At 68.2% G+C, this 10,108-nt stretch carries 11 protein-coding genes; 3 read left to right on the plus strand and 8 right to left on the minus strand.

Annotated features, from left to right (window positions below; translation table 11 throughout):
* Positions 1-24: 24 nt before the first annotated feature.
* The 5 genes from IBJ82_RS06245 to IBJ82_RS06265 all read right to left on the minus strand — a co-directional run bounded on the left by IBJ82_RS06245 (position 25) and on the right by IBJ82_RS06265 (position 4,021).
* On the minus strand, positions 25-1,299 hold the full coding sequence (locus IBJ82_RS06245) for a transcriptional regulator (RefSeq protein WP_370585170.1): 1,275 nt from the start codon (positions 1,297-1,299) through the stop codon (positions 25-27).
* A 152-nt stretch (positions 1,300-1,451) separates the two neighbouring features.
* Complete coding sequence (locus IBJ82_RS06250) at positions 1,452-1,772, minus strand: hypothetical protein (RefSeq protein WP_194824907.1); 321 nt, start codon at positions 1,770-1,772, stop codon at positions 1,452-1,454.
* Between the two features lie 63 nt (positions 1,773-1,835).
* Positions 1,836-2,984 carry an alkaline phosphatase family protein gene (locus IBJ82_RS06255; protein WP_194824908.1) on the minus strand — a complete coding sequence of 383 codons (1,149 nt, stop codon included), beginning with the start codon at positions 2,982-2,984 and terminating at the stop codon, positions 1,836-1,838.
* Positions 2,981-3,301, minus strand: a complete 321-nt coding sequence (locus tag IBJ82_RS06260) for a nuclear transport factor 2 family protein (protein WP_194824909.1) — start codon at positions 3,299-3,301, stop codon at positions 2,981-2,983. The genes IBJ82_RS06255 and IBJ82_RS06260 overlap by 4 nt, the downstream gene beginning before the upstream one ends.
* Before the next feature lie 96 nt (positions 3,302-3,397).
* Positions 3,398-4,021 carry a TetR/AcrR family transcriptional regulator gene (locus IBJ82_RS06265; RefSeq protein ID WP_194824910.1) on the minus strand — a complete coding sequence of 208 codons (624 nt, stop codon included), beginning with the start codon at positions 4,019-4,021 and terminating at the stop codon, positions 3,398-3,400.
* Positions 4,022-4,145: 124 nt separating this feature from the next.
* On the opposite strand from IBJ82_RS06265, the gene IBJ82_RS06270 reads away from it, so the two are divergent.
* Together IBJ82_RS06270 and IBJ82_RS06275 are read left to right on the plus strand one after the other, a co-directional pair.
* Positions 4,146-5,213 carry an NAD-dependent epimerase/dehydratase family protein gene (locus IBJ82_RS06270; RefSeq protein WP_194824911.1) on the plus strand — a complete coding sequence of 356 codons (1,068 nt, stop codon included), beginning with the start codon at positions 4,146-4,148 and terminating at the stop codon, positions 5,211-5,213.
* 16 nt (positions 5,214-5,229) lie between these two features.
* Complete coding sequence (locus tag IBJ82_RS06275) at positions 5,230-5,472, plus strand: hypothetical protein (protein ID WP_194824912.1); 243 nt, start codon at positions 5,230-5,232, stop codon at positions 5,470-5,472.
* 87 nt (positions 5,473-5,559) lie between these two features.
* Here the strand turns inward: IBJ82_RS06275 and IBJ82_RS06280 are convergent, their stop codons facing one another.
* The 3 genes from IBJ82_RS06280 to IBJ82_RS06290 form a co-directional block, all read right to left on the minus strand.
* The gene (locus IBJ82_RS06280) at positions 5,560-6,141 is read right to left on the minus strand and encodes a bifunctional 2-polyprenyl-6-hydroxyphenol methylase/3-demethylubiquinol 3-O-methyltransferase UbiG (protein ID WP_194824913.1); all 582 of its coding nucleotides are present in this window, start codon (positions 6,139-6,141) and stop codon (positions 5,560-5,562) included.
* Between the two features lie 68 nt (positions 6,142-6,209).
* Positions 6,210-6,824: an HAD hydrolase-like protein gene (locus tag IBJ82_RS06285; protein ID WP_194824914.1), complete on the minus strand. Its 615-nt coding sequence runs from the start codon at positions 6,822-6,824 to the stop codon at positions 6,210-6,212.
* A 306-nt stretch (positions 6,825-7,130) separates the two neighbouring features.
* Entirely contained in the window at positions 7,131-8,285 is a 1,155-nt protein-coding gene (locus IBJ82_RS06290; protein WP_194824915.1) for an LLM class flavin-dependent oxidoreductase, read from the minus strand.
* A 207-nt stretch (positions 8,286-8,492) separates the two neighbouring features.
* Here IBJ82_RS06290 and IBJ82_RS06295 point away from each other — a divergent pair, with 207 nt between their 5' ends.
* The gene (locus tag IBJ82_RS06295) at positions 8,493-9,992 is read left to right on the plus strand and encodes an NAD(P)/FAD-dependent oxidoreductase (protein WP_194824916.1); all 1,500 of its coding nucleotides are present in this window, start codon (positions 8,493-8,495) and stop codon (positions 9,990-9,992) included.
* Positions 9,993-10,108 lie beyond the last annotated feature (116 nt).

Genomic DNA, 10,108 nt, shown 5'->3' on the forward strand with positions numbered 1-10,108 from the left:
GGTTGGTGACGGCGTTTGCGCAGGTCAGCCTTGACGTGCGGTGAAAAGTCGGGCGGTAACGACGGCACGACGGACGTCGTCACGAGGCAGTAGCCGCAGGGCATGCTCGTGCACGGCGACATCGCCGGGGCACCGCTGCCCGAACGCGACCGCGTGCTCGGGCCGGTCGCTGCCCAGCACGGCATTGCGGATACCGACGTCGAGGTGGGCGCGCCACTGTTCGACGCCGGGCAGATCCGAACCGGGCAGCAGCGGCCCGCGATACAGCCACAGCGCTGACGTGAGGTCGCCGCCCTCGATGGCGGCCAGCAGATCCACCGCGTCGCAGGACACCGCGCCGGTGAGCATGTAGCGCCGGTTCGCGATCTCGCCGCGGGTGGCGCGGCGCAGGTGCGACACATCGGCTTTGAGCGTGTTCAGCGATACCGCCCGCTCACCGTAGACCGCGGCGTGTAGCTGTTCGGGGGTGTAGCCGTCGGGTTCGAGCGCCAGCAGGGCCAGGATCTCGAGTTGGCGTGGCGGCAGCGGCACCGGGCGTCCGTCGCGCAAAAGCCTTGCCGCGCCCAGGCATTCGAGCCGCACACCCGGCGCGGGCGTCGGTGCTTCCGCGCGCAGCATCGTCTCCACGGCGGTGACGAGCGCGCGAACCGAGGTCATCACCATCGGATGCGAGCGTTCCCAGGTCGAGGACAGATCGAGCACACCTACCGTTCGACCGTCGGGGCCGTGGATCGGCGCCGAGTAGCAGACCCAGCCGTGCAACGCGGCGACGAGATGCTCCGCGGAGAACACGGTGACGGCCCGGTCGTCGTGCAGGGCAAGGGATAACCCGTTGGTGCCCATATGGCTTTCGTCCCAGACCCCGCCCGGCGCGAAGTTCACCGCTTCCCCTTGGCGGCGCAGCGTGCGGTCGCCCGCGGTCCACAAGATGGTGCCCGATTCGTCACTGACGACGGCGAGATAGCCCGATTCCTCGGCCATTCCGCGCAGCTGACCCGCGAGTTCGGTGACGGGCCTGCGCAGCGGGGATTCCGACCAGCGGTCGCTGATGTCGTCGAGTCCGGGCGCGACCTCGGTGGCGGGGTCGACGGTGTGCAGGGAGCGCTGCCAGGATTTGGCGACATCGTTACGCACGGCGCCGGTGTCGCGGGGCAGGGTCAGTGGGCGCGAGGGTGCCGCCAGGCGGTTCCACTGTTTCTCGAGCTCGACGCGGTAGTCCGAGAGCCGTTCGGGGCGGTGCGGGCCGGCGATCGGGTTGTCGGGGGCGTCTGGTCGAGCTCTTCCCAGTTCTTCGCCCACGTTCACTCCCTGCTCGTCGGTGACGCACCGTTCCAGCGACGAGAACGGGTGTGGCGCTTACTGTCTATCAGCTGCACCGCCACCATGGGAACGTTTGTGTCGAGGACGGCCAGGTCACCGGTGGCTGACCTGTCGTGTCGGCTTGACGCCGACTACTTGTTCAGAAAGATCCCGGCGATGTCGGCGTTCTTGATCGGAGTGTCGACATTGCGCTGGGTCGCGCACAACACGTCGACCTGCACGATCATCGAATCGACCACGGTGCCCGCGGGCTCGTTGTCGTTGCCGGTCTGCTGCTTGATCGCCTTGGTGATGGTGATCCGCTTGGTGTTGGCGTCCTGGTTGACGTAGTCGCGGCAGCTCGTTTCGCCACCCTGGTTGAGCGCGCGCTCGACCTCGGTGCAGCCGGTGGCCAGTGCCGCCAGCACCGCGACGCCCACCGCGACGGCGCCGGTTCGGGTGTTGGCAGCCATGTTTCCTCCTGGAATGGTTCACAGCGCGCGCCTGCGCGTCCGGGACAGCTTAAGTGGTGGTGCTCAGGCGCGGTGGATCCGCAGGGGAACCCGCAGTTCGGCGGCAGTGAGCGAGCCGTGGTGGCCGACCATCAGCGATTGCAGCGGTTCGGCGCCGGACCGCACGACACCGCCGTCGCCGCCGGCGACCACGACGAGATCGCCGATGCGCGCGGCGGCGTCGCGGGTGAGGATCGGGCCGAACCAGCCCGCGTCGATCGCCTCCTCGCGGGTGCGGACCAGGAACCCGGGACCGAGCACGCCTCGCCAGGTGTCGGCGACCGAAGCGCTGTCGTCGGTGTAGACGTGGCGGGCGCGCGGTTCACCGCCGAGTGCCAGCACGTTGTCCGACAGGTACGGGTGGGTGTCGAAGTCGATGCGTTCGACGAGTTCGACCATGCCGTGATCGGCGGTGACGACCAGCGCCGAGCGCGCGGGCAGACGGGCCGCGATCTCGGCGGCGATCCGGTCGACATTGGCGAGCTCGAAGCGCCACGCGCGGCTGGCGGGTCCGCGGGCGTGACCGGTGGTGTCGAGCTCCGAATGGTAGGTGTAGACCAGGGTTTTCGGTGCGGAGGTGAGGGCGGTCAGGACGCCGTCGACGAGATCGCCGACCGAGAAGGCCGTGCGGAATCCGCCGCCGCGCCACCCGGCCAGGGTCAGGCCGGAGCCGTCCTGATAGCTCGGCGCTACCTGCACGGCGGCGATGCCCGCGTCGGTGGCGCGCTCGAAGATGGTGCGGTGCGGCTGAATTCGGTCGGGTGGGAAGGCGGTGAGCGCCTCCACCTTGGGGCCGGCGCCGATGAGTTGCCAGCGCAACGAATTGAACAGGCGCTCCTCGCCGGGCAGCCGCATGCTGTAGCCGACGATGCCGTGCTCGCCCGACGGCAGTCCGGTGCCGAGGGTGGTCAAGCTCGTCGCCGTGGTGCTGGGGAAACCGGCGTCGAGACTGGCCTCGGGCAGGCTCGTCAGGAATGGCGCGGCAGCGGATTCGGCGGCCAGGGCTTGCGCGCCGAGTCCGTCGACGAGCAGGACGCAGACCCGGTCGACATCGAGCGCGAGGCCGAGCCGGTCGGTATCGCCGGGCGCGCCGAGGCAGGTCAGTACCGACGGGAGTAGATCGGAGAGTGCGGCTGTGCCGTAACGCGGTGTCAGCAGGAGATCGTCGCTCACGCCTGTCCTGTTTCGAATCGGCTGATCAGCCCGTCACGCAGGACGAACTTCCAGGTGGTTCGCATCGAACCCCACCTACTGTTGGTGTAGTCGGCGGTGAGTGCGAGGCCGTCTTCGGAGTCGACCGTGTCCACGACGAGATGTCCGTTGCTGCTGAAGATCTCGGCCTCGGTCCACTGCGCGAGATTGCGTTCGACGCCGTCATCGGACATCGTGGCGTCCTCGGTGAGCACGCCGTAGAACTGGTCGGTGTCCTGCGCGTTGAGCGCGTCGACGAACGCCTCGACCACGGGATCGAGTTTCGCGGTGCCAGACATCGGGCCTCCTGCTCGAAACGGCTACGCAACGACAAACACGGTCGTACCCACTCTAGGTCAGCGCGCACGCCGGTTCGGCGGAATATCGTCGGTGCGTCAGGCGGGCGGCGGGCCCGGCGTGATCAGCGCGGTGAATGTGTGCATGATCGTGTCGACGAGCTCGGGCGCGTGGGTGCCCATTTGTTCGCTGCGCTTTTCGAGATGACCGTCGAGCCACAGCGACGCCAGTCCGTGCCCCAGCCCCCACCAGGCGACGGCGAGGGTTTCGGCGCGGTCGGCGGGGATGGCGCCGGCCGCGACGCATTCGGCGACGGTGTCGACCAGGACGTTGAAGGCGGCGTCACCGGCCACGTGGGCGTCGGGGTGCTTGTCCGGTTGGGACAGTTCGGGGCGGAACATCAGCCGGAACTGGGCGGGGTGATCGCGGGAGAACCGCACGTAGGCCGCACCGAGTTCAGTGAGGGCTTCCAGCGGGTCGGGCGTCGTAGCCCTGGCGGTGGTCATGTAGGAGGCCAACTGCTGGAAGCCGTCGATCGACAGCGCCGAGAGCAGTGCGGCGCGGTCGGCGAAATGGTGGTAGGGCGCGCCGCTACTGACCCCGGCCTCCCTGGCGACGCGGCGCAGGCTCACCGCGGCCAAGCCCTCGCTCTCGATCAGGCGCAGGCAGGCGTCCATCAGCGTGGCGCGCAGGTCGCCGTGGTGGTAACGGGTGCGCTTCACATTCGAGAGCCTAGGCGAGACCGCGGCCGAAATTGGCACTGGACAGGAAATCTATGCAGTGTTTAGATTAATTGAGCATCGCTTAGATGCACGCCCCACCGAATCGACGGAATGGATGACCACCATGACCACTCGGGTACTCGTCACCGGCGCGACAGGTTTCGTCGCCGGCCACTGCATCGCCGAACTCCTCGACCACGGCTACGCCGTCCGCGCCACCGTGCGCGATCTCGCCGCGCACGCCGCCCGTGCCCACCTCATCGAGCTCGCGCGCCGCACCGGCGGTGACCTGGAATTCGTCGCGGCCTCCCTCGGCGACGACGCGGGCTGGGCCGCGGCGGTCGCGGGTTGCGACACCGTGCTCCACGTCGCGTCGCCGTTCCCCGCCACCCCGCCCGAGAACGAGCAGGACCTGATCGAACCCGCGGTACAGGGCACCCTGCGAGTGCTGCGCGCCGCCGCGGCCGCCGGTGTTCGACGCGTCGTGCTCACCTCCTCGGTTGCCGCCGTCGCCTACGGCCACGACGTGGACGAGGTGCGCACCGAGGAGGACTGGTCGGTGGTCGACCGCATCCCCGCCTACCAGAAGAGCAAGACCCTCGCCGAGCGAGCGGCCTGGGACTTCGTCGAATCCATGCCTGCCGCAACCGGTCTCGAACTGGTGGTGGTCAACCCGGGCATGATCCTCGGCCCGCTGCTCGAAGCCAGGACCAGCACCTCCCACGAACCGGTCCGCCGCCTGCTGGCTCGCGATGTCCCGGGTTCGGTGAAAACTGGCTGGACCCCGGTCGACGTCCGCGATCTCGCCGTCGCGCACCGGCTGGCGATGGAAGTACCCGAGGCCGCGGGCAATCGATACATCTGTGCGACCGATCCACTGTGGATGGGGGAGTTGGCCCGCCTGCTGGCCCGCGACTACGCCGCCGAGGGCTTCCGTGTTCCGACCCGGGTCCTGCCGAACTGGGTGATCCGCCTCGTCGCGGTCTTCGACAAAGGCGTCCGCTTGACGGTGCCGGTCCTCGGTCGCACCGAACACGTCAGCGCCGACAAGGCCCGCCGCGAACTCGGCTGGACCATGCGCCCGATCGAGGACACCGTCCGCGACACCGCCGACAGCCTGATCGCCTTCGGCATCGTCACCGCTCCCGGCCGGCCCGCGAAGTCATCGCGTGCCGTAGTCGGAACTCGTTGAGCGGGAAGGGGCCGCGATGTTGATCACCGCACTCCTGCTCACTCTCGTCGGCGTCGTCCGCCGGAAGCTGCGCGGTCGTGCGGGCGCGGAGTCCACGGGAGGTTCGACACTCGGGATCCGGCTCGAGCGGGTCGGCGACGCGGTACGGCGCGGCGCGACCCGGTTGGTTCGCGAACCGGCCCCGGCGCTCTCGGTGGCCGTCGCGGTCCTCGGACTCGCCGTTGTCGGTACGCACCTGGCCTGTGCGGGCCAGGTCTGACGTCAACGCCATTCTCGGCGTTGCAGATCCAGGATCACCGGGCAAGGAGTTCGCCGCCATGGCCGCCGCGCGCGTCGTGCGGCCGGCTCAGCGTGGCCGCTGCCACCGCAGGGTGTAGCGCCACATCAGGCGGCGGTGGATCTCGGCGCCGGGAAGGTGTTCGGCGGCGGCGGACCGGATTTCGGCGAGGGTTTCCCGTGGAGCGGCCAGGGTGACATCGGGGCCACCGTGCGAACGGTGCCGCCAACGATCGAGTCCCCAGATGGCGGGTAAGAGGGGCAGATAGTGGAAGTCGCTGACCGGGTGCATCTTCCACAGACCCACCACCGCGAGGGTGCCGCCCGGAGCGACCAGGTGGCGCAGCGTGGTGATGCCGTCGCGCACGGGGACGTGATGCAGCGTGGCGACGGCGGTGACCACGTCGAAGGTCTGGTCGAGGTCGCGGAAGTCGGCGTGTTCGAGGTGGACGTTGGGTGCGGCGGGGGCGTTGGCGATCACCTGGTCGTCGATGTCGACCCCGAGCACCGCATCGCAGCGGGTCGCGAGTTTGCGGGCGAGTAGCCCGTCACCGCAGCCGATATCCAATGCCGTGCGGGCGTTGTCGGGCACCTGCTCGAGTACCCAGGGGTGGTAGTGCGTGTTGTGGTTCCAGTAGGGGTCGGTCGGCATGACCGGTCAACGCGCCGGGTCTCGGATGGGTTCCGGAACGGGGCTGCGTAACAAGCTGTTTCGGCGAACTACTGGTCGAACGCCCTGTGAGCGGACAACCACCCGGGGAACTGGGTGAGGTCGTCGAGCACCACATCGGCGCCCGCGGCCCATAAGCCCTCGGCGTCGTAGGGTCCGGTCGTGACACCGACGGCCACCACACCGGCGGCCTTGGCGCCGCGCATGTCACCCGCGTGATCGCCGACGAAGACATACGCGGCCTCCGCGCGCAATACCTCGGCCTTCCCGGTCGACCACAGATCACCGGCGAGACGATCGACGTGCCAGCCGAGGTGATCGACGTGCAGTCGCGCGTGCGGTTCGAACTTGCCGGTGACGACCAAGGTTCGTCCACCGCCTGTGCGCACGGCGGCCAGGGCGTCGTCGGCCCCGGGCAGCGCGGCGATGTGGTCGATGACGTCCGGGTACAGCTCGCGGTAGCGGGTGACCAGATGGGGGATCAGATCGTCGGGTGCGCCTGCCTCGCCCAGCAGCGTGGCCAGCGGTGGACCGAGGTGCTCCGCGAAATGCGAGCCGTCCATCGGCAGATCGAACTCGCGCGCGAGGGTGTCGATCGCCAGGGCGACGCCCGGACGTGAGTCGATGAGAGTCATGTCCAGGTCGAAGCCGACGGTGAGAGTCACGGTTGCGAGCCTATCGCCGACTGCCCCGAACCCTGTCGATCGAGGCCGCACCTGCCCCGAACTGCACTGATTCACGTGGAACCCCGGCTGCACTCGATGCCGAAAACGGTTGGGGGAGTGCGGTGCAGCGAAGCATGATGTGCGTCACGGCATTTCGGACCTACCAGTTGGTAACCGGAAGATCGGCAGGTCACGCCCGCTTCGGGCGACGCCGAAAGGTGTTGAGCCATCCCGTCGCTCAGCCGATGGCAGATAACGCAACGGTGCAACGACTGCCATTCGGCACGGTGCACTCACCGCGCGGCATCAGCTACTGGCGGCCGCGGTGAACGGCGCGATCGTGGGCACCGACACCGGCCGCGACGGATGCGTCCACACACCCTTGCGCTCCAGAATCGGCAGCACACCCTCGCCGAACCAGTACGCCTCCTCCAGATGCGGATACCCGGACAGGATGAACTGGTCGATCCCGATCGCGGCGTATTCGAGGAGGCGATCGGCCACCTCGGTGTGCGATCCGACCAGCGCGGTACCCGCGCCGCCGCGCACCAGGCCGACGCCCGCCCAGAGATTCGGGGCGATCTCGAGTCCGTCGGTGCGACCGTTGTGCAGCCGCGCCATGCGTCGCTGCCCCTCGGAATCGCTCTTGGCCAGGTTCGCCTGCACCCGTTCGATCTCACCGGGGGAAATGCCGTCGAGCAGGCGGTCGGCCTCGGCCCACGCCTCGGCGGCGGTATCGCGGCTGATCACGTGGATGCGCAGGCCGAAGTCGACCGTGCGGCCTTCGATGGCGGCCAGCCCACGAATCCAGTCCAGCTTCTTGGCGACGGCGTCGACCGGCTCACCCCAGGTGAGGTAAGTATCGGAGTAGCGGGCGGCGATCGGTCCGGCCGGACCCGACGAGCCGCCGAAGAACACCGGCGGAATCGGGTCGGGACGAGCGCTCAGGATCGCGTCCTTCACCCGCAGGTGCTCGCCGGTGAAGCTGAACGGCTCGGTCCGCGACCACAGCTCTCGCACGATGTGCAGGAACTCGCCGGTGCGCGCGTAGCGCTGGGTCTTGTCCAGGAAGTCGCCGTAGGCCTCCTGCTCGCGCTGCTCACCGCCGGTGACGACGTTGAGCAGCAGACGCCCGGCCGAATGGCGCTGAAATGTCGCCGCCATCTGCGCGGCCAGGGTGGGGCTGGTCAGTCCGGGGCGCAGCGCCACCAGGAACTTCAGCGTCTCGCTGGTCTGCACCAGCATGGCGGTGGTCAGCCACGCGTCCTCGCACCAGGCGCCGGTGGGTGTGAGCACGCCCTCGAAGCCGTTGTCCTCGGCGGCGGCGGTGAGCTGGTTGAGATAGCGCAGCGTCGCGGGACGATCACCGGACATGAAGCTGCCGTGTCCGCCCGCCATCAGGCCGCGCGAGTCGCCGTAGGTGGGTAGGAACCAGTGGAACGACAGTCCGCGTTCGGTCATGTCCGCCTTTTTCGTTGCAGTGATGGGGCCCATCGATGCTGACCCGTGCGCCCGCCCCCGTCACGGATTCCGATCACCGTGCGCGCAACCCACGACACGCCGCGGCGCCACCACACCTAACTAGACGTAACTATGCGAAACACGTAACCTCGACACAGGCTCGGGCGACGGTGCACGGGTCGCGACCCCACGAAACGAGTTTCCTCAATGACGCGGCATGTCGACGTACTGATCATCGGCGCTGGCCTGTCCGGAATCGGCACGGCCTGTCACCTCACTCGCGAGCAGACCGGACGCACCTACGCGATCCTCGAGCGCCGCGAGAACATCGGTGGCACCTGGGACCTGTTCAAGTACCCCGGCATCCGCTCGGACTCGGACATGCTCACCTTCGGTTTCGGATTCCGCCCCTGGATCGGCACCAAGGTGCTCGCCGACGGCGCCAGCATCCGTGACTACGTCGAGGACACCGCCAAGGAATACGGCGTCACCGACCACATCAGCTTCGGCCGCAAGGTCGTCACCGCCGACTTCGATCGTGGCACCGCGCTGTGGACCGTGCAGGCTGTGATCGAGGCCACCGGCGAGACCGAGACCTGGACCGCCAACTTCGTCGTCGGCGCCAGCGGCTACTACAACTACGACAAGGGCTACCAGCCCGATTTCCCCGGTCAGGACGACTTCAAGGGTCAGATCGTGCACCCGCAGCACTGGCCCGAGGATTTGGACTACGCGGGCAAGAAGGTCGTCGTCATCGGTTCCGGTGCCACCGCGATCACGCTGATCCCGTCGATGGCCGACACCGCCGCGCACGTCACCATGCTGCAGCGTTCGCCCACCTGGATCCAGGCCCTGCCTTCCGACGACCCGGTCGCCATCGGTTTCAAGAAGTCGCGCGTGCCCGACGCCGTCGCCTACAAGATCGGCCGCGCCCGCAACATCGCGCTGCAGCGCGCCAGCTTCCAGCTCTCGCGCACCAACCCCGAGCTGGCCAAGAAGCTGATGCTGGCCCAGGTGCGCCTGCAGCTCGGCAAGAAGGTGGACCTGCGCCACTTCACCCCCAGCTACAACCCGTGGGATCAGCGCCTGTGCGTGGTTCCCAACGGCGACCTGTTCAAGGTGCTCAAGAGCGGTAAGGCCGACATCGTCACCGACCGCATCGCGAAGTTCACCGAGAAGGGCATCCTGACCGAGTCGGGTCAGGAGCTCGAGGCCGACATCATCGTCACCGCCACCGGCCTGAACGTGCAGATGCTCGGCGGCATCACCCTGACCATCGACGGCACCCCGGTGAAGTTCAACGAGACGGTCGCGTACAAGAGCGTCCTGTACTCCGATATCCCGAACTTCCTGATGATCATCGGCTACACCAACGCCTCCTGGACGCTGAAGGCCGACCTCGCCGCCGCCTACCTGTGCCGCGTGCTCAACATCATGCGCGACCGCGGCTACACCACCTTCGAGGTGCACGCCGACCCCGAGGACATCGCCGACGAGTCGCTCATGGGTGGCGCCCTCACCTCGGGCTACATCCAGCGTGGCAACGACGCCATGCCCCGCCAGGGTGCCCGCGGCGCCTGGAAGCTGATCAACAACTACTACCGGGACCGCACGCTGATGCACAAGGCGCCGATCGAAGACGGCGTGCTGCAGTTCACCAAGACCGGCACCACCGTCAAGCCCGGTGAGAAGGTCGCCGGAGCGTAGACACCGAACCCGAAAAGGCCCGCCACAACGAACCGTGGCGGGCCTTTCGCTGTCCGTGATCGGCCGGTTTCCTTCACCCGGGCGAACTTTCAGCCGCTCCCGTACTATCGCGATCG

Origin of the sequence: Nocardia sp. XZ_19_231, assembly GCF_015355705.1 — a bacterium.
Taxonomy (GTDB): Bacteria; Actinomycetota; Actinomycetes; order Mycobacteriales; family Mycobacteriaceae; genus Nocardia; species Nocardia salmonicida.

Coding starts and splice junctions, on each gene's coding strand:
- IBJ82_RS06280 (WP_194824913.1), bottom strand. CDS start 6,141: ATGCCGACCGACCCCTACTGGAACCACAACACGCACTACCACCCCTGG.
- IBJ82_RS06260 (WP_194824909.1), bottom strand. CDS start 3,301: ATGTCTGGCACCGCGAAACTCGATCCCGTGGTCGAGGCGTTCGTCGAC.
- IBJ82_RS06275 (WP_194824912.1), top strand. CDS start 5,230: ATGTTGATCACCGCACTCCTGCTCACTCTCGTCGGCGTCGTCCGCCGG.
- IBJ82_RS06290 (WP_194824915.1), bottom strand. CDS start 8,285: ATGACCGAACGCGGACTGTCGTTCCACTGGTTCCTACCCACCTACGGC.
- IBJ82_RS06250 (WP_194824907.1), bottom strand. CDS start 1,772: ATGGCTGCCAACACCCGAACCGGCGCCGTCGCGGTGGGCGTCGCGGTG.
- IBJ82_RS06295 (WP_194824916.1), top strand. CDS start 8,493: ATGACGCGGCATGTCGACGTACTGATCATCGGCGCTGGCCTGTCCGGA.
- IBJ82_RS06270 (WP_194824911.1), top strand. CDS start 4,146: ATGACCACTCGGGTACTCGTCACCGGCGCGACAGGTTTCGTCGCCGGC.